We start from the raw sequence: 16,460 nt of genomic DNA, 5'->3' as shown, positions 1-16,460 counted from the left end.
GCCGCTGCGCGCCCGGCGAAGAAGCAGCGCCGACTCACTCGGTAGACTTGCTCGGTACCCCCCAGCTCACGACGCACGGAGTGGAATGTCTGAAATTACCGCCGAGCAGGTGGCGCATCTTGCGAACCTCGCCCGGATCGACCTCACTACTGAGGAGATCACCAAACTCACCGCCGAACTGGGCGAGATCGTGCACGCGGTCGAGAAGGTGACTGAGGTCGCCACTCCCGAGGTGCCGGCAACGAGTCACCCGGTTCCGCTGCAGAACGTGTTCCGACCGGATGTCGTCGGCCAGACGCTCACCGCAGAGCAGGCGCTCGCGGGTGCCCCCGAGCACGACGGCAGCCGCTTCAAGGTGTCGGCGATTTTGGGGGAGGAACAGTAATGACCGATCTCACCAGAATCTCCGCCGCCGACCTGGCAGCCAAGCTCGCGTCGGGCGAGACCACCTCGGTCGAGGCCACCCGGGTGCACCTGGAGCGCATCGCCGCCGTCGACGGTGACGTGAACGCGTTCTTGCACCTGAACGCGCGGGCACTCGATACCGCAGCCGCGATCGACGCCCGGCGTCGGGCAGGCGAGACCCTTCCCGAGCTGGCCGGTGTGCCGGTGGCGATCAAGGACGTGCTCTGCACGATCGACATGCCCACCACCGCAGGCTCCCGCATCCTCGAGGGCTGGGTGCCGCCGTACGATGCCACCGTGGTGACCCGGCTGCGTGAGGCCGGCCTGGTGCCACTCGGCAAGACCAACATGGACGAGTTCGCGATGGGCTCGTCAACCGAGCACTCCGCCTACGGACCCACCCACAACCCCTGGGATCTCGACCGGATCCCCGGCGGTTCCGGTGGCGGTTCCGCCGCCGCGGTCGCGGCCTTCGAGGCACCCCTCGCACTCGGCTCCGACACCGGCGGCAGCATCCGCCAGCCGGCCGCGGTCACCGGTTCGGTCGGCATGAAGCCCACCTACGGCGGTGTGTCGCGGTATGGCGCCATTGCGCTGGCATCCTCGCTCGACCAGGTCGGCCCGGTGTCGCGCACGGTGCTCGACTCCGCGCTGCTGCACGACGTCATCGGCGGGCACGACCCGCGCGACAGCACGTCGCTCACCGACGCCTGGCCGAGCTTCGCGGCCGCCGCCCGTCACGGCCAGACCAGTCACGCGCTCAAGGGCCTCAAGGTCGGTGTGGTGAAGCAGATCGCTGAGGGCGAGGGATTCCAGTCCGGCGTGCTGCAGCGCTTCCGTGAGGCGCTCGACGTGCTCTCCGATGCCGGCGCCGAGATCGTCGAGGTCAGCGCCCCGCACTTCGAGTACTCGATCGCCGCCTACTACCTGATCCTGCCCGCCGAGGCCTCCAGCAACCTCGCCAAGTTCGACTCCGTGCGGTTCGGCCTGCGGGCCAGCATCCCCGGCGGCGGAACCGTCGAGCAGGTCATGGGAGCCACCCGTGAGGCTGGCTTCGGCGCCGAGGTCAAGCGCCGCGTCATCCTCGGCACCTACGCGCTCAGCGCCGGGTACTACGACGCCTACTACGGCAGCGCCCAGAAGGTGCGCACCCTGATCCAGCGCGACTTCGACGCCGCGTTCGCGCAGGTCGACGTGCTGGTGTCGCCGAGCGCCCCGACCACGGCGTTCAGGCTGGGCGAGCGCATCGATGACCCGCTGGCGATGTACCTGAACGACCTCACCACGATCCCGGCGAACCTCGCAGGGGTGCCCGGCATCAGCCTGCCGATCGGCCTCGCGCCGGAGGATGGCCTGCCGGTCGGCATCCAGTTCATGGCGCCGCAGAAGGCCGACGCGCGTCTGTACACGGTCGGCGCCGCCCTCGAGCAGCTGCTCGAGCGCAAGTGGGGCCACACCCTGATCAGCCAGGCTCCCGACCTGTCGTTCGGTGAAATGTTTGCAGCAACGGAGGGTGCCCTGTAATGGCGAAGGCTGACCTGATGGACTTCGACAAGGCCCTCGAACTGTTCGAGCCGGTGCTCGGCTTCGAGGTGCACGTCGAATTGTCGACCAAGACCAAGATGTTCTCGGATGCCCCGAACCCCGCCGCGGCGGACACCCCGATCGGTGACCCGAACACCGCGATCACCCCGGTGTGCCTGGGGCTTCCCGGCTCGCTGCCGGTGGTGAACGAGCAGGCGGTGCGCTACAGCATCTCGCTGGGGCTTGCCCTCAACTGCCAGATCGCGCCATCGTCGAGCTTCGCGCGCAAGAACTACTTCTACCCCGACACCCCGAAGAACTACCAGATCAGCCAGTACGACCAGCCGATCGCCTTCGAGGGGTCGGTCGAGGTGGAACTCGCCGACGGCCGCATCTTCCAGGTGCCGATCGAGCGTGCGCACATGGAAGAGGATGCCGGCAAGCTCACGCACGTCGGAGGCTCCACCGGTCGCATCCAGGGCGCGGACTACTCACTGGTCGACTACAATCGCGCCGGCGTGCCGCTGGTCGAGATCGTCACCAAGCCGATCATCGGCGCCGAGCACGACGCCCCCGCCCTCGGCGCCGCATACGTGTCGACCATCCGTGACATGGTGCGCTCGCTGGGCATCAGCGAGGCCCGGATGGAGCGCGGCAACCTGCGCTGCGACGCGAACGTCTCGCTGCGCCCGCGCGGCCAGGAGAAGCTCGGCACCCGCACCGAGACCAAGAACGTGAACTCCTTCCGCTCGGTCGAGCGCGCCGTCCGCTACGAGATCCAGCGGCAGGCGCACATCCTCGCCAAGGGCGGCACCATCACGCAGGAAACCCGGCACTGGCACGAAGACAGCGGAACCACCTCGCCCGGCCGACCGAAGAGCGACGCCGACGACTACCGCTACTTCCCGGAGCCCGACCTGCTCCCGGTGGTCCCCAGCAAGGGGCTCGTCGCCGAACTGCGCGCGGCGCTGCCCGAGCAGCCCGTGGTGATGCGGCGCCGGCTGAAGTCCGACTGGGGCTTCGCCGACCAGGAGTTTCAGGACATCGTCAACGCCGGACTGCTCACCGAGGTGCTTGAGACCACGCAGCTCGGCGCCGCCGCACTGCAGGCCCGCAAGTGGTGGATGGGGGAGATCCTGCGCATCGCCAATGCGCAGAGTGTCGAACCGTCATCGCTCGTGACCCCGCACCACGTATCAGAGCTGATCGCGCTGGTCGAAAGCGGCGACCTCACCGACCGGCTGGCCCGCCAGGTGCTGGAAGGCGTCATCGCCGGCGAAGGCTCACCGGAAGAGGTGGTCAAGGCACGTGGCTTGCGGGTCGTCTCCGACGACGGTGCCCTGATCGCCGCCATCGACGAGGCCCTCGCCAGCCAGCCCGACGTTCTCGCGAAGATCCGCGACGGCAAGGTGCAGGCCGCTGGCGCCGTCATCGGCGCGGTCATGAAGGCGATGAAGGGCCAGGCGGATGCCGCCAGAGTGCGGGAGCTCGTGCTCGAACGCGCCCAGTCCTAGGCATACCCGCGTGCCGCCAGCCCGTTACATTCGCAACTCCAGATAGGCTCAATCCATGAACATCCTCGCCGCAATCGTCTCCGTCATTATCTTCTTCGCCGGGATCTTGGCGTTCGGCTACGCCGAGGTTTTCCCCGGCTACGAGATCTTCGTCTTCTCAGCCGGCATCGTTCTGATCTCGCTCGCGGTCGCCATCCCGATCCACGTGCTGAAGCGCATCGACGGCTAACAAGGGGTGACCTGCGCGGGGCAGACCGCTAGGGTCGAGGCATGGCGAAACTAGTGGAAAAGCTTGCAGAGTCCGTGCCCAACGCGCTCGGCACCAAGATCAACTATGGCGAGCCGATCACGCTCGACGGCGTCGAGGCCATTCCGGTCTCGCTCGTCTGGTTCGGGTTCGGTGGCGGTAGCGAGGCCGATGAGGAAGGCCGAGAAGGCGGCAGCGGCGGTGGCGGTGGCGGCGCGAGCATCCCGCTCGGCGTGTACATGACCGGCCCAGACGGCTTGCCGTACTTCAAGCCGAACACCATCACCTTCCTCGCGGTGTCGATCCCCGTGATCGCGGCCGCCGGAACCGCGATCGCGAAAATCGTGAAGGCGCTGAAGAAGTAACTGCCGGCGAACTGTCCCCTAGACAGTCCCCGGTGTCGGTGTAATCGTTGGCAGCATACACATTGGACAGCTGTCGAGGAGACATGATCATGCTCAGTTACTCGGACGTCACCGGTTCATACTCGATTGACGACGTCGCCAGCGCGAAGAAGTTCTACGGGGAAACCTTGGGGATCGATGTCACTGACAACCCGCTGGGCGGCGTCGATCTGCACCTGAAGGGCGGCGGCAAGTACTTCCTCTATGAGAAGTCGAACCATGCGCCAGCATCATTCACCGTGATGCACTTCACCGTCGACGACCTCGACAAGACCGTGGACGACCTGAACGGAAGCGGCGTCACCACCAAGATCTATGGCGATGACGAACTGCCAGACATGCCGAACGACTCCAAGGGGGTCTGGCGCAGCGAGAACGGCGTCGCCATGATGGCGTGGCTGAAAGATCCCGCCGGCAACGTGATCGGGCTGATCAACGGCTCGGCCGACGCCCAGCGCGAGATGGAAGCGGCCGAGCGCCGCGCTCAGTCTCCGCAGTAAAGGCTGCTGAGAGGACACCACCCCGGTGCAGGATGACCCTCCGACCACCGGCGCGCCCACGCGCCGAATGAAGCTGCCGCGCGCCGCCCGACCGTTTCTCCAGGCCCAATACCGGATCCTGACCGCCGCGCTCACCCTGTCGCTGCTGGGCGCCGGTATGTGGCTGGTCGCGGTGGTGTGGCAGGTCATTGAGCTCGGTGGCGGCCCGATCGACCTGTCGGTCGTCGCGACGGGTTCGGCGGTGGGCCTGGTCGCCGCGGTGCTGTTCGGGGGAGTGGCCGCCGACCGAATCCCGCAGCGGCGCATCCTGGTCACCGTGGAATCCACGAAAGTGTTGGCAATCGGAATCGCCGCCGCGCTGGGGCTGACCGGCAGCCTGGAGATCTGGCACCTGGCGGTGGTGTCGTTCGTGCTCGGCGTCGCGGACGGGTTCTTCTACCCGGCATACTCTGCGCTGCTGCCGTCGATCCTGCCCGCAGACATGCTGCTCGCCGCGAATGGTGTCGAGGGGATGCTGCGTCCGGTGATCATGCAGGCTGCCGGTCCGGCGCTGGCCAGTGCCGCGATCGCGGCGTTCTCGCCAGCTGCCGCGTTCGTCTTTGTCGCGGCCTCCCAGCTGCTCGCCGTGATCGGGTTGGCGCTCATGAAGACCACGGCGCTCCGCCGCACCCTCGACGCCGACGCGCCCAAACAACACCCGATTGTGTCGGTGCTGGGTGACGTGCGAGAGGGCTTCGCGTATATGGTGCGCACACCCTGGCTGCTCGGCACGCTGGTGTTCGCCTGCCTGCTGATCCTGGTAATTATGGGGCCGATCGAGGTGCTGCTGCCGTTCGCCGTGAAGGATCAGGCCGGTGGTGGCGCCGGAGGCTTCGCCCTCGCCCTCGCCGCGTTCGGAATCGGCGGCGCCGCCGGGTCGATCTTCGTCGCCTCCGTCCGGTTGCCGCGCCGCTACCTGACGGTGATGAACCTGCTCTGGGGGCTGGGGTGTGTCCCGCTCGCCGTCATCGGATACTCGACCGAGCTCTGGCCGATGGTGCTGGCGCTGTTCCTGGTGGGCGTCACCTTCTCGGCTGGCAGCGTGATCTGGGGCACCCTGCTGCAACGGCGGGTGCCGCCGGAGATGCTCGGCCGCGTCTCCAGCCTGGACTTCTTCGTCTCGTCGGCGTTGATGCCGGTATCGATGGCGGTCGCGGGTCCCGTCGGGGAGGCCATCGGTCTGGGGCCGGCGTTCCTGATCGCCGGCGTGGTGCCGATGGTGCTCGCCGTGGCCGCCATTGTGGCCTTCCGGATGACCAAGGACGAGCTCCAAAATCCGCTCGATCCTGCACCGGATGACGCGGACGGCGAGGCATCCGGCGCCGGGTCGGACGCATCCTGACTGTTTGCCGCGCGACCCTCCCACGCACCCGCGATGCGGCGTAGTCTTCCGGCAACATACTCATCGGACAATCCAGTTGAGGGAGTCGCAATGCCTGACAAGTCGCCCAAGAAATCAGAGCACAAAACGGCCGCGAGCAAGTCGATCAAGCAAAAGCGAGCGGAGAAGAAGGCCAAGTCACAGTCAAAGGGCACCGAAGCAGAAGCCTAGAACGCTGGGGCGCGAGCGTCACGATCAGGGCATCCCGGATTGTGGCGCTCATTCTTTGTTTGGAAAGGGTGGAGGCATGGAACTCATCAGACCCAAGCGCGGCAGGGTGATCGCAGGAGTGTGCGTCGCGGTTGCCAACCGGTTCGGCTGGAACCCCACGGTGGTGCGCATCCTCACACTGCTGAGCCTTATTTTGCCGGGCCCGCAGGTGGTGCTCTACGTCATTCTGTGGATCGTCATTCCGGGCGAGAAACGGGGCTGAGAAGCGGCACTGACTAGGTACCTGCTAGCTCGGATTGTGCGGCAGGTTCAGGTCGTCCTCGTCGACGTCGACATCGCCAGTATCGTCCGGACCGCCGGTTCCGGGCAGTACGTTCACATCATCAGAGTCGATGTCCTCGTCGCGTAGCGCGGCGCTAGAATCCGGATTGTCCTGCCGTGACGCGGTTTCGCGGTCGCTGGCGGGGCTGTACGACGTGTCACGCCTGGTCTGCTCGGCGTCTGAGCTGCGGTCGTTCGTCATGCACCCGAGGCTACGCCGGCTCACCCGTGGCGTCGAGAGCGTCGATGCCTGCTGCCGGGCACGGCACCTTTAAGCTTGCCAGCATGAGGTCACCGTTCAGAAGCCGCCCGATCCCCGAACCGGACACGCTGCGAGCGGGTGTGTGGACGGACTCGCTCGGTCGCGCCGGATCCCGCAGCGCGCAGGTGATCCTGATCCTGGTGCTGGCGGTTGCCGCGGTCTACACGATGATCCAGCTGAAGCTGGTGGTCGTCCCCGTGCTCATCGCGCTCATCCTCGCCTCGGCGATGAGCCCCCTCGTCGGATTGCTCCGGCGCCGCAACCTGCCGCGCATGCTGGCGACCTGGATCGCCCTCGTCTCCACGATCGTGGTGTTCGGCGGCATCATCACCGGCATCGTGTTCGCCGTGCGCGCCGAATGGGAAGAGCTCGTTGCCCGGGCCACCGCGGGACTGGACGAGTTGGAACTGTGGCTGTTCTCACTCCCGCTGCCGATCGACGAGCAGCAACTCGAAGAGGCGCAGGCCGCGATCGTCGACTTCCTGACCAGCTCCGAGTTCGGGTCGGGCGCCCTCGCGGGCGTGTCGGCCGTTGGTGAGTTCCTCACCGGCACGGTGCTGACGCTCGTCATCCTGTTCTTCTTCCTGAAGGACGGCGATCGGATGTGGGCGTTCCTGATCCAGCGGCTGCGGGGCGACCGGCTGGCGAAGGCCCGACGCTCCGGCACACGCACCGTGGAGGTGCTCGGCGTGTACGTGCGCGGCACCTCGATCGTGGCCGCGGTCGACGCCATCGTGATCGGCATCGCCCTGGCCATCCTGCAGGTGCCGCTCGCGCTGCCGTTGGCGGTTATCGTGTTCATCGGCGCGTTCATCCCGCTGATCGGCGCGACGCTGGCCGGCGTGCTCGCCGCCCTCGTCGCCCTGGTCGCGAACGGCCCGCTCATCGCCCTGATCGTGGTGGCGGTCGTCATCGCGGTCAACCAGCTGGAGGGCGACCTGCTGCAGCCGGTCGTGCTCGGCCGGTCCCTCAAGCTGCACGCCCTGGTGATCCTGCTCGCCCTGACCATCGGCACGATTCTCGGCGGAATCCTCGGCGCCGTGCTGTCGGTGCCGGTTGCCGCGGTCAGCTGGGCCGTGGTGAAGATCTGGGCAGGGGTCAACGAGCCTGCGCTTCCCGCAACCGTGGCACGCCGATGACCGCGACGCTTGCCGCCCGACTCCGCGCCGACCTCACCACGGCACAGTTCACGGTCCCCACCCTGACGGCGCTCTGGGGGAGCGCCGCGGATGAGGCGCTGTTCCGCGGACATCGGGTGCCCGCGCTGCGGGCGCTGCGCTCCCAGCAGAAGCCGGCCGCCACCCTCGCCCGGCTGTTCGTGCTCGGCCTGCCCGTGGCCGCGGAGGCACTGGAGTCCGCGCTGCCCACCCTGGGCGTCGCCGGGGCCGCGGAACTCGGACTGGTCGCAGCGGAGGACGGCGACATCCGCCCCCTCCTCGATCTGCGACCGTACAGCTTCACCGACCAGCACGGCGACGGCAGTTGGTGGATCGCCTCCGACCTCGGCGAGCTGGCGCTCGGGCGGGCGCTGCGGGAAGACCACGTGCTCGGGGTGGGCGGTGCGTCGATGACGCTCAGCACCCTGATGATCCAGACGCCGGTCGACTCCGTGCTCGACCTCGGAACCGGATGCGGCATCCAGGCCATGCACGCCTCCCGGCATGCGCGCCGCGTTGTCGCCACCGACATCTCGGAGCGCGCGCTTCAGATTGCGGCGCTGAACGCCGCCGTGAACGGCATCGAGTCGATCGAGTTCCGGCACGGCAGCCTGTATGAGCCGGTGCACGGTGAGCGGTTCGACCAGATCGTGTCGAACCCGCCGTTCGTGATCACCCCGCGGGTGGAGGGCGTTCCCGCCTACGAGTACCGCGACGGAGGCATGGTCGGTGACGGCATCGTCGAGGCCGTCATCCGTGGAGCGGCCGAGCACCTGACACCGCAGGGGGTGGCGCAACTGCTCGGCAACTGGGAGTACCGTGGCTCGGTGCACGCCTTCGACCGGGTGCGCGCGTGGCTTGACTCGGTGGGGAATGACACCGTGGGGCTTGACGGCTGGATCATCGAGCGCGAGGTGCAGGATGCCGCGCTGTACGCCGAAACCTGGATCCGCGACGGCGGCATCCGCCCCGGCGACGACTTCGACGCCCTCTACGATGCCTGGCTGAACGACTTCGCCGCGCGTGACGTGTCGCAGGTCGGCTTCGGCTACGTCACCCTGCGCCGCCCGGATGCACACAGCCCCGCTCCGCGGCAGCGCATGGAGCGTCAGCTCGGGCCGCTCGGCCACAACCCGGCCGGCCTCGGCGCGCACCTCGCGGCGTGCCTCGCCGCCGCGGACCGGCTTGACGCGCTCACCGATTCCGAGCTGGCGGCGACCGCTCTCACCGTCGCCGCCGACGTCACCGAGGAACGCCACTACTGGCCGGGCGACGCCGACCCGACGGTGATGCTGCTGCGCCAGGGCGGCGGATTCGCCCGCACCGTCACGCTCGACACGGCTTTGGCCGCGGTCGTCGGCGCCTCGGACGGCAGCCTCAGCGTCGCGGCGATCTGCGCGGCGATCGGGCAGCTGCTCGACGTCGACGCCGAGCAGCTCACCGCGGAGATCCTGCCACGGCTGCGCGAGCTTGTGGAGACCGGCATCCTGCAGCTTCCGGAAGGAACCGACCGATGACAACTCGCAGCCGCACCGTCGCACTGGCCGCCGTGCTCGACATCCTGTTCGTGCTGCTGTTTGTGCTCATCGGCCGCCGCGAGCACGGCTCGGAAGGGGCGTTGCTGGGCTTTGTCACCACGGCATGGCCGTTCCTTACCGGCCTCGCGATCGGCTGGCTCGTCACCCTCGCCTGGCGGCATCCGCTCGGCGTGGTGACCCCCGGTGTCGGCATCTGGCTGGCGACCGTGGCCGGCGGCATGCTGCTGCGGCTGCTGTCGGGGCAGGGCGTGCAGTTCACCTTCATCGCCGTGGCCGTCCTCGCCCTCGCCGCGTTCCTGCTCGGCTGGCGGCTGATCGCCCACGCCATCCGCCGGCGTCGCACTACTCGATAAGGCCGAGCTCGACGCTGCCGTCCTCGCGCACCCGCCAGGCGGGGTTGTACGCGATCTCCCAGCGGATCCCGGCCGGGTCGGCGAAGTACCCGCTGTAGCCGCCGAAATCCGCCTGGTGCCCGTACTTCAGGATGGTGCCGCCGGCGGCTCTGGCGGTGTTCAGCACCGCGTCCACCTCGGCGGCGCTCGCCACATTGTGCGAGAGCGAGAACCCGGCGCCGGGCAGCACTGACCCGGGTGGCATGCCCATGTCGTCCGCGAGCGCTTCGGCATCCCACAGCGCGAGCAGCAGCCCGCGATTCGCCTGCAGGAAGATGATTTCGCCCGGAACCTCGAGCGTCGGCGTCCACCCGAGCCCGTCAACGTAGAAGGTGCGCGACGCCGCCAGGTCGTCGGTGGCCACGGTGATCAGGTCGACGCGAGGCTGCATGGGCTCAGCCTTGCCGATGCGGTGCAGCCCCGCAAGGACGACACTGGGGGTATGCGCGACTTTGACCGCGCGCGCGAGCGCATGGTCGACGAACAGATTGCCCGTCGCGGTGTGCGGGATGACCGGGTGCTCGCGGCGATGCGCAGGGTGCCCAGGCACGAGTTCGTGTCGGTGGCTCAGGAGGACCAGGCCTACGCCGACTACCCGTTGCACATCGCCGAGAAGCAGACGATCTCGCAGCCATACATCGTGGCGCGGATGTGTGAGGCGGCGCGCATCCAATCGGGCGACCGGGTGCTCGAGATCGGCACGGGCTCCGGCTACGGCGCGGCCGTACTGGCGGAGCTGGCCGCCGAGGTGTTCACCATTGAACGGCATGACTCTTTGGCGGATGCCGCCCGCCTCCGTCTGCGGAACTATCCGAACGTGCGGGTGCGGTCGGGCGACGGCACGCTCGGTTGGCCGGAGCAGCAGCCGTTCGACGCGATCGTGGTGACGGCGGCAGGGCCAGCCGTGCCGCAGCCGCTCACCGAGCAACTCACGATCGGCGGGCGCCTGGTGATCCCGGTCGACGTGCGCAACCGCGGCCAGCAGCTGATCCGCGTCACCCGCACCGCCGACGACGAGTACACCGAGGAGACGCTGCTGCCGGTGGTGTTCGTGCCGTTGATCGGCGAATGGGGTCGACCGGAGCGGTGACGCCCGCCAGGCGGGGCTACGGTCGCAGCAACACCTTGATGGCGCGCCGCTCGTCCATCGCGGCGTACGCCTCCGCGGCATCCGTCAACGGCAGCTCCAGATCGAAGACCCTGCCGGGGTTGATGGCGCCGCTCAGCACATCGGGCAGCAACTGCGGAATGTACGCGCGAGCCGGCGCCATGCCGCCGCCGACGGTGATGTTGGTGTCGAACAGCTGTCGCACCGGCAGCTGCGGACCGCCGGCGGGAACGCCGACGAAGCCCAGCCGACCGCCCGGCCGGGTCACCCCGAGGGCTTGCGCCATCGACTCTTCTGTACCCACCGCCTCGAGCGTGCAGTCGGCGAGCTCGCCGAGCAGGTCGCGCACGGCAGCAACCCCCTCGGTTCCGCGTTCGGCGACGATGTCGGTCGCCCCGAACTCGCGGGCTAGCGCCTGCCGGTCGGCATGACGGCTCATCGCCACGATGCGCGCGGCGCCGAGCCTGGCCGCGGCGAGCACGCCGCACAGCCCGACCGCGCCGTCGCCGACCACCACCACGGTGGACCCCGCACCCACCCCGGCGGACACCGCAGCGTGGTGGCCGGTCGACATCACATCGGACAGCGTCAGCAGGCTCGGCACCAGGGCGTCGTCGACCGGGGCCGGCACCGGCACCAGGGTTCCGTCGGCCAGCGGCACGCGCACGAACTCTCCCTGGCAGCCATCGATCGGGAACCCGTGCTCGTCCCGCGCCCCGAACGAGCCGAGATGCTCACACGCCGAGGTCACGCCGTGCCGGCAGGCGGAACAGGTGCCGTCGCTGACCGTGAACGGCGCGATCACGAAGTCGCCGACCCGCAGCGTCGCCACGTCCGCGCCCAGCTGCTCGATCACGCCCACGAACTCGTGTCCGATCGGGCGTGCCGAGTGCACCGCGTTCACGCCGCGGTACGGCCACAGGTCCGACCCGCAGACGCACGAGGCCACCACGCGCACCACGGCGTCGGTGGGCAGGTGCAGGGTGGGATTCGGTCGTTCTTCGACGCGGATGTCGCGTTCGCCATAGATCATCGTTGCCAGCATCCGCCCATTCTCCCGTACGTCGCGCGTCTGCCGCGATGATGCCGCCGCGGTTGGTTAGCCTCGATCGGTGAACTACGACCCGAGCGATAGGTACGGCAGCTACGGCGGCGATGTGCTGGCCACCAACTGGAAGACCGCGAACAAGATCGCGGCGGCCGAGGTGGAGGCGACCCGTGACCTGGTCGTCGAAGAGGTCGGAACCGGGTTCTGCGGCGCCGTGGTGCGCATCGAGGGCCGGTTGGTCGAGCTCGAGGACCGTTTCGGCAAGGTGCGCGCGTTCCCGCTCGGCGCTGGCTTCCTGATCGACGGCAAACCCGTGGTGCTGAAGCATCCCGCGGCCGCCGCACCCACCGGGCTGGTGCGCACCGCGTCCGGCTCCGTCGCCGTCGCCGGGCACAAGGCGCGGGTGGCGCGTGCCAGCCGCATCTACGTGGAGGGCCGGCACGACGCAGAACTCGTGGAGCGCGTCTGGGGCGATGACCTGAGGATCGAAGGCGTCGTCGTCGAGTACCTGTCCGGGATCGACGACCTGGAGGCGATCATCCGCGAGTTCGCGCCGACGCCTGACCGCAAGGTGGGCGTGCTGGTCGACCACCTCGTGAAAGGGTCGAAAGAGAGCAGGATCGCGGATGCCGTCGCCCGCGGCAAGCACGGCGGCACGGTGCTCGTGGTGGGGCATCCGTTCATCGACATCTGGCAGGCGGTGAAACCGGCGCGCCTCGGCCTGTCGGCATGGCCGGTGATCGACCGCGGGATCGAGTGGAAGCACGGCATCTGCGAGGCGCTGGGCTGGCCGCACGAGGACCAGGCCGACATCGCCCGAGCCTGGAAGCGCATCCTCGGCACCGTGAACAGTTACGCCGACCTCGAACCGGTGCTGCTCGGCCGGGTCGAGGAGCTGATCGACTTCGTCACGGCGGAATGACCTCGCCACCCGCACTAAGATTGACGAGGTGAAAAGACTTTGGCGCAGGTGGTTCACCGGCGTCGGAGCTCTCGAATTCGAGGCCGGCATCCGGGCCTCCATTTCGTTGCTGGTGCCGCTGCTGATTCTGCTCGGACTCGGCCGACTCGATCTCTCCGTCTACGCCTCGTTCGGCGCGTTCACCTCGCTCTACGGGCGCAGTGAGCCCTACCGGCTGCGGTTCCAGACGCTCACCGTCGCCGCACTCTCGCTTCTTGCGATTATCAGCGTGGCCACCCTGCTCTCGGCGTACGACGCACCGATCTGGGTGCTCGGCGTGGCCCTGGCACTCGTCGTCGCCTTCGGCATCGCGATGAGCGAGATCATGGGGTGGATTCCGCGCGGGTCGATCTTCTTCGTCTTCGCGCTGCTGGTCATCGCGAACGTGCCGATCGAACCGCAGGACGTGCCGCAGGCGCTGCTCGTGGCAGCCTCATCCGCCGCCTTCTCGGTGCTGATCGGCATGAGCGGCTGGGTTCTGCGGAAGATCGCACCGCGGCCTGCCCGCGCAGTCTTCCGCCCGCTGCACCGGCGTCCCAAGCGCGCGCTCGCGCCGGTGAAGGAGCGCACGTACTGGTACCTCGCCCTGGTCAACGTGATCGGGGTGGTGGGCGCGTGGCTGCTCGCCCTCGCGTCGGGCATCGGGCACCCGTACTGGGCCGCCGTTGCCGTCGCCGCGATCATGCCGACGCTCGCCTCCCTCACCGGCTACCGCCGCATGTTCCACCGGTTCTTCGGCACCGCTGCAGGCGTGCTGGTCGCCGCGGCACTGTTCCTCTGGGAGCCGAGCCCGCTCACCCTGATCATCTTCATCGTGCTGGCCCAGCTTGGCGCAGAGCTGTTCGTGGCCAGGCACTATGGCACCGCGCTGCTGTTCATCACCCCGCTGGCCCTCGGCGCGAGCAATCTCGGTCCCCGCGACCCGTGGGGACCACTGCTGGTGGATCGCGTGATCGAGACGGGTATCGGTGCGGCCGTGGCGATCGTCATCGTCTTCGTGTCCCGGCGGGTCGTCAATCGCGAGAAACCCGCCGCCACGGCGTGAATGTTGGCCCGCAACGCGGTACCGTGACTGACTATGGGGCAGGACACCGCCGAGCCGTCGATTGACGCGCGCGTTCAGGTTGCCGTTGACGCGTGGCTGCGCTGGTTGACGCGCTGGCAGCCGAGTACGCACCGCTCCAGAACTCGGCTCTGTCGACGCTGCACCGGTTCACCGCTGGTGGAGGCAGCCGGGTTCGACTACGACATCCCGCACAGCGTCAAACACGCGCTCGTGATGAGGCTGAGTGCGCTCATCGAAGCCGAAGTCGATTCCTACACGGAGCGCAGCCTCCCGCTGCTCAGCCGCGAGCTGCGCGATTCCGAGGCCAGGCAGCAGGCCAGGCCGTATCGGCCGAACGACGGGCTCGCCCCGGAATACCAAGGTCTCGACATCGACCCGGAGCCGGATCCCGGCCAACCCTTCTTGTTCACGATGGCCGAACTCGCGGAGAACGCCGCTCTCGGCATCCGGCTGCCGGAACCTCCACCGTTGACGAATGCCGCGAAGGCGGCGCTTCGCCATGAAATGGCGCTCGCGGACGACCACGCCACCCGCACCGGGATGGCCGTGTGCCTCGCTCTCACCGACCACCGGCACCGGATTCACGATGCCGTGGAACGCCTCGTCGAACCGCAGGTGGAGGCACTGCTGCACGACCTGTCACGATCGCTGGACGCCCCGCTGTAGGCGCGCGCCTAGCACCTTCCTCCCTCTGAGGATTGATCGTTTGGTAACGATTCGTGAACGTTCAGGGAACGTTGAGGCTAATAAGTCACACTTTATGAAGGCAGTTCTGCTGCCGGATCCAGTTTCCTTGGCGTGATTAATACCGTCTAGAGGGGGACTGGGAAGTCCGCGGCCACCGCAATTCTCGGTGTGCCCCAGCCTGTGCTCGATGTCGCGCTGTGCTTTCCACGCGCGTTCGCACTCCCGTGCCCTACCCCCGGAGATATCCCTTTGCCCCGTCACACCCACGTCCGCTCCGCCCGCTATGGCGGACTCCTGAACGTCAGCCGCCGCCACCTCGCGGTCACCGCAGCCCTCTTCGTCGGCAGCATGGCCACCATCAACTCGATACCCGCCGATGCCGTCCAGCCGACCGACGCGCAGTACAGCGCGGCTCTGCAGACCCTGGCCGTACCGGCCGAGGTCGTCGAGCCCCCCGTGGTGCGCGACGGTTTCGCCCTCAGCTACTTCACCGTTGTGGGCTGGCCGTTGGCCGGCGGAGTCGCGATGAGCGCCGACTTCGGTCCGCGCAACGCACCGTGCGCCGCCTGCTCGAGCCAGCACCAGGGCATCGACTGGACTCCCGGCGCCGGCACACCGATCCACGCGGTGACCGATGGTGTTGTGGTCGAGGCCTCGAGCGGTGGCCCGTTCGGTGTGCACGCCAAGATCGAGCACGTCATCGACGGCGTCAAGTACTACAGCCTGTCCGCGCACATGCAGACCGGTTCCCTGGCCGTCGCCGTTGGTGACACGGTCACCGTCGGCCAGCAGCTCGGCACCGTCGGCAGCACCGGAGTCAGCACCGGCGCGCACCTGCACTTCGAAATCCACGATGCAGCCGGCACGCCGATTGACCCGTACGGCTGGTTGAGCGCCCGCGTCAACGGCTAAGCAGTCGGCCACCGGCTGAGCGTACGCTCACCGGCTGAGGCGCTAGAAGTCTCCGCCGAAGTCGAAGCCGCCGCCACCGAAGTCGCCGCCGCCAAAGTCGCCGCCACCGGAGTCACCACCGCCGGTGTCACCACCGGCATCCGAGACATCTCCACCGGGGTCTGCGCCTGACGCGTCATCCGTTCCGGCATCATCGGCACTCGCCTCACCGCCGCCGTCACTCGGCATGAACGAGCTGACCAGTGCCGAGCCGATCACGTAACCTGCGACAGTGCCGAGCAGCGAGCTGCCCACCATGCTGCCGAAGCTCGGACCCTGCATCGACCGCTGCATGGTGCCGGGCTGACGCAGCTCCGAGCGGGTGGCGGACTGGGCAAGCGACCGGGGGTCGTCGCCGCGAGGCTGCTCACCGGCCGGCGCGGTGGCCGTCAGTTGCTGGAACAGCAGTTGACGCTGCTCGTCGGTCAGCTTGCTGAACGCCTCTTCGTGCACCTGCTCGATGGTTTCGGGCGGCGCGGTGCGCAGCAGGTACTGGTAGCGCTCCACCGCGATCTCGTCGTCGCTTCGGCGGGGTGCCGGGGGAGTGGTCGCGATGCGCTCGTCTCGGCGGGCGTCGTTCTCTTCGCGGCCGAACAATCGATCCAGAAAGCCCATCGTCGTCTCTCTCCTTGAGTAGGTACCACCAGCTTAGAGACACTCTGAGCTGCGGTGCCGAATCGGTGGCCGCGCAGACGCGCTGGTAGGCTGGCGGCAGAAGGGGAGTAGCTCCCACGGGTTCGGTTCACACCGACCCGGTGACGGTGTGTCGACATACTGGCGTTCA

General features: G+C 68.2%; 20 protein-coding genes. 16 read left to right on the top strand and 4 right to left on the bottom strand.

The window, feature by feature from the left end; translation table 11 throughout:
• Window positions 1–85 precede the first annotated feature (85 nt).
• The 8 genes from gatC to HCT51_RS10135 all read left to right on the top strand — a co-directional run bounded on the left by gatC (window position 86) and on the right by HCT51_RS10135 (window position 6,447).
• A complete protein-coding gene (gatC, locus tag HCT51_RS10170) occupies window positions 86–385 on the top strand; it encodes an Asp-tRNA(Asn)/Glu-tRNA(Gln) amidotransferase subunit GatC (RefSeq protein WP_166873529.1) in 300 nt (99 codons plus the stop codon).
• Entirely contained in the window at window positions 385–1,929 is a 1,545-nt protein-coding gene (gene gatA / locus HCT51_RS10165; RefSeq protein WP_166873526.1) for an Asp-tRNA(Asn)/Glu-tRNA(Gln) amidotransferase subunit GatA, read from the top strand. The genes gatC and gatA overlap by 1 nt, the downstream gene beginning before the upstream one ends.
• A complete protein-coding gene (gatB, locus tag HCT51_RS10160; RefSeq protein WP_166873522.1) occupies window positions 1,929–3,443 on the top strand; it encodes an Asp-tRNA(Asn)/Glu-tRNA(Gln) amidotransferase subunit GatB in 1,515 nt (504 codons plus the stop codon). The genes gatA and gatB overlap by 1 nt, the downstream gene beginning before the upstream one ends.
• Before the next feature lie 55 nt (window positions 3,444–3,498).
• A complete protein-coding gene (locus tag HCT51_RS10155) occupies window positions 3,499–3,672 on the top strand; it encodes a hypothetical protein (protein WP_166873519.1) in 174 nt (57 codons plus the stop codon).
• Window positions 3,673–3,713: 41 nt separating this feature from the next.
• On the top strand, window positions 3,714–4,055 hold the full coding sequence (locus HCT51_RS10150; protein ID WP_224760438.1) for a hypothetical protein: 342 nt from the start codon (window positions 3,714–3,716) through the stop codon (window positions 4,053–4,055).
• 89 nt (window positions 4,056–4,144) lie between these two features.
• Window positions 4,145–4,594, top strand: coding sequence for a VOC family protein (locus HCT51_RS10145; protein WP_191413567.1), 450 nt, complete (start codon window positions 4,145–4,147; stop codon window positions 4,592–4,594).
• Window positions 4,595–4,661: 67 nt separating this feature from the next.
• Window positions 4,662–5,975 (top strand): MFS transporter, encoded by a 1,314-nt coding sequence (locus HCT51_RS10140; RefSeq protein ID WP_166874569.1) that lies wholly within the window; start codon window positions 4,662–4,664, stop codon window positions 5,973–5,975.
• Between the two features lie 286 nt (window positions 5,976–6,261).
• Window positions 6,262–6,447 carry a PspC domain-containing protein gene (locus HCT51_RS10135; RefSeq protein WP_166873516.1) on the top strand — a complete coding sequence of 62 codons (186 nt, stop codon included), beginning with the start codon at window positions 6,262–6,264 and terminating at the stop codon, window positions 6,445–6,447.
• A 24-nt stretch (window positions 6,448–6,471) separates the two neighbouring features.
• Here the strand turns inward: HCT51_RS10135 and HCT51_RS10130 are convergent, their stop codons facing one another.
• Window positions 6,472–6,708 (bottom strand): hypothetical protein, encoded by a 237-nt coding sequence (locus HCT51_RS10130; protein WP_166873513.1) that lies wholly within the window; start codon window positions 6,706–6,708, stop codon window positions 6,472–6,474.
• An 83-nt stretch (window positions 6,709–6,791) separates the two neighbouring features.
• Between HCT51_RS10130 and HCT51_RS10125 the strand changes: the two genes are divergently transcribed.
• The 3 genes from HCT51_RS10125 to HCT51_RS10115 are packed head-to-tail and all read left to right on the top strand — an operon-like array spanning window position 6,792 to window position 9,816.
• Complete coding sequence (locus HCT51_RS10125; RefSeq protein WP_166873508.1) at window positions 6,792–7,907, top strand: AI-2E family transporter; 1,116 nt, start codon at window positions 6,792–6,794, stop codon at window positions 7,905–7,907.
• Complete coding sequence (locus HCT51_RS10120) at window positions 7,904–9,442, top strand: DUF7059 domain-containing protein (RefSeq protein WP_166873505.1); 1,539 nt, start codon at window positions 7,904–7,906, stop codon at window positions 9,440–9,442. The genes HCT51_RS10125 and HCT51_RS10120 overlap by 4 nt, the downstream gene beginning before the upstream one ends.
• A complete protein-coding gene (locus HCT51_RS10115; protein ID WP_166873504.1) occupies window positions 9,439–9,816 on the top strand; it encodes a DUF3054 domain-containing protein in 378 nt (125 codons plus the stop codon). The genes HCT51_RS10120 and HCT51_RS10115 overlap by 4 nt, the downstream gene beginning before the upstream one ends.
• Here the strand turns inward: HCT51_RS10115 and HCT51_RS10110 are convergent.
• Window positions 9,806–10,246 (bottom strand): VOC family protein, encoded by a 441-nt coding sequence (locus tag HCT51_RS10110; protein ID WP_166873502.1) that lies wholly within the window; start codon window positions 10,244–10,246, stop codon window positions 9,806–9,808. The genes HCT51_RS10115 and HCT51_RS10110 overlap by 11 nt on opposite strands.
• Before the next feature lie 51 nt (window positions 10,247–10,297).
• Here HCT51_RS10110 and HCT51_RS10105 point away from each other — a divergent pair, with 51 nt between their 5' ends.
• The gene (locus HCT51_RS10105) at window positions 10,298–10,945 is read left to right on the top strand and encodes a protein-L-isoaspartate(D-aspartate) O-methyltransferase (protein ID WP_166873498.1); all 648 of its coding nucleotides are present in this window, start codon (window positions 10,298–10,300) and stop codon (window positions 10,943–10,945) included.
• Window positions 10,946–10,961: 16 nt separating this feature from the next.
• On the opposite strand, the gene HCT51_RS10100 is transcribed toward HCT51_RS10105, so the two are convergent.
• Entirely contained in the window at window positions 10,962–12,008 is a 1,047-nt protein-coding gene (locus HCT51_RS10100) for a zinc-dependent alcohol dehydrogenase family protein (RefSeq protein WP_166873493.1), read from the bottom strand.
• Between the two features lie 67 nt (window positions 12,009–12,075).
• Between HCT51_RS10100 and HCT51_RS10095 the strand changes: the two genes are divergently transcribed.
• The 4 genes from HCT51_RS10095 (at window position 12,076) to HCT51_RS10080 (ending at window position 15,637) form a co-directional block, all read left to right on the top strand.
• Window positions 12,076–12,933: a DUF3097 domain-containing protein gene (locus tag HCT51_RS10095; protein ID WP_166873490.1), complete on the top strand. Its 858-nt coding sequence runs from the start codon at window positions 12,076–12,078 to the stop codon at window positions 12,931–12,933.
• Between the two features lie 28 nt (window positions 12,934–12,961).
• Window positions 12,962–14,017, top strand: coding sequence for an FUSC family protein (locus tag HCT51_RS10090; RefSeq protein WP_166873487.1), 1,056 nt, complete (start codon window positions 12,962–12,964; stop codon window positions 14,015–14,017).
• A gap of 33 nt (window positions 14,018–14,050) precedes the next feature.
• Window positions 14,051–14,704, top strand: coding sequence for a spermidine/putrescine ABC transporter substrate-binding protein (locus HCT51_RS10085; protein ID WP_166873484.1), 654 nt, complete (start codon window positions 14,051–14,053; stop codon window positions 14,702–14,704).
• Between the two features lie 270 nt (window positions 14,705–14,974).
• Window positions 14,975–15,637 carry a M23 family metallopeptidase gene (locus HCT51_RS10080; protein ID WP_166873480.1) on the top strand — a complete coding sequence of 221 codons (663 nt, stop codon included), beginning with the start codon at window positions 14,975–14,977 and terminating at the stop codon, window positions 15,635–15,637.
• A 42-nt stretch (window positions 15,638–15,679) separates the two neighbouring features.
• On the opposite strand, the gene HCT51_RS10075 is transcribed toward HCT51_RS10080, so the two are convergent.
• Window positions 15,680–16,291, bottom strand: a complete 612-nt coding sequence (locus HCT51_RS10075; RefSeq protein WP_166873477.1) for a hypothetical protein — start codon at window positions 16,289–16,291, stop codon at window positions 15,680–15,682.
• Window positions 16,292–16,460 lie beyond the last annotated feature (169 nt).

The sequence above is a fragment of the Salinibacterium sp. ZJ450 genome (genome assembly GCF_011751885.2).
In the GTDB taxonomy this organism is placed as follows: domain Bacteria; phylum Actinomycetota; class Actinomycetes; order Actinomycetales; family Microbacteriaceae; genus Ruicaihuangia.
The sequence above is the reverse complement of the archived record's forward strand: the minus strand, read 5'-3'. Positions and strand labels throughout refer to the sequence as shown.

Bases quoted from the DNA above. Each gene is read 5' to 3' on its own strand.
- gatC (WP_166873529.1), top strand. From the start codon at position 86: ATGTCTGAAATTACCGCCGAGCAGGTGGCGCATCTTGCGAACCTCGCC.
- gatA (WP_166873526.1), top strand. From the start codon at position 385: ATGACCGATCTCACCAGAATCTCCGCCGCCGACCTGGCAGCCAAGCTC.
- gatB (WP_166873522.1), top strand. From the start codon at position 1,929: ATGGCGAAGGCTGACCTGATGGACTTCGACAAGGCCCTCGAACTGTTC.
- HCT51_RS10155 (WP_166873519.1), top strand. From the start codon at position 3,499: ATGAACATCCTCGCCGCAATCGTCTCCGTCATTATCTTCTTCGCCGGG.
- HCT51_RS10150 (WP_224760438.1), top strand. From the start codon at position 3,714: ATGGCGAAACTAGTGGAAAAGCTTGCAGAGTCCGTGCCCAACGCGCTC.
- HCT51_RS10145 (WP_191413567.1), top strand. From the start codon at position 4,145: ATGCTCAGTTACTCGGACGTCACCGGTTCATACTCGATTGACGACGTC.
- HCT51_RS10140 (WP_166874569.1), top strand. From the start codon at position 4,662: ATGAAGCTGCCGCGCGCCGCCCGACCGTTTCTCCAGGCCCAATACCGG.
- HCT51_RS10135 (WP_166873516.1), top strand. From the start codon at position 6,262: ATGGAACTCATCAGACCCAAGCGCGGCAGGGTGATCGCAGGAGTGTGC.
- HCT51_RS10130 (WP_166873513.1), bottom strand. From the start codon at position 6,708: ATGACGAACGACCGCAGCTCAGACGCCGAGCAGACCAGGCGTGACACG.
- HCT51_RS10125 (WP_166873508.1), top strand. From the start codon at position 6,792: ATGAGGTCACCGTTCAGAAGCCGCCCGATCCCCGAACCGGACACGCTG.
- HCT51_RS10120 (WP_166873505.1), top strand. From the start codon at position 7,904: ATGACCGCGACGCTTGCCGCCCGACTCCGCGCCGACCTCACCACGGCA.
- HCT51_RS10115 (WP_166873504.1), top strand. From the start codon at position 9,439: ATGACAACTCGCAGCCGCACCGTCGCACTGGCCGCCGTGCTCGACATC.
- HCT51_RS10110 (WP_166873502.1), bottom strand. From the start codon at position 10,246: ATGCAGCCTCGCGTCGACCTGATCACCGTGGCCACCGACGACCTGGCG.
- HCT51_RS10105 (WP_166873498.1), top strand. From the start codon at position 10,298: ATGCGCGACTTTGACCGCGCGCGCGAGCGCATGGTCGACGAACAGATT.
- HCT51_RS10100 (WP_166873493.1), bottom strand. From the start codon at position 12,008: ATGCTGGCAACGATGATCTATGGCGAACGCGACATCCGCGTCGAAGAA.
- HCT51_RS10085 (WP_166873484.1), top strand. From the start codon at position 14,051: ATGGGGCAGGACACCGCCGAGCCGTCGATTGACGCGCGCGTTCAGGTT.
- HCT51_RS10075 (WP_166873477.1), bottom strand. From the start codon at position 16,291: ATGGGCTTTCTGGATCGATTGTTCGGCCGCGAAGAGAACGACGCCCGC.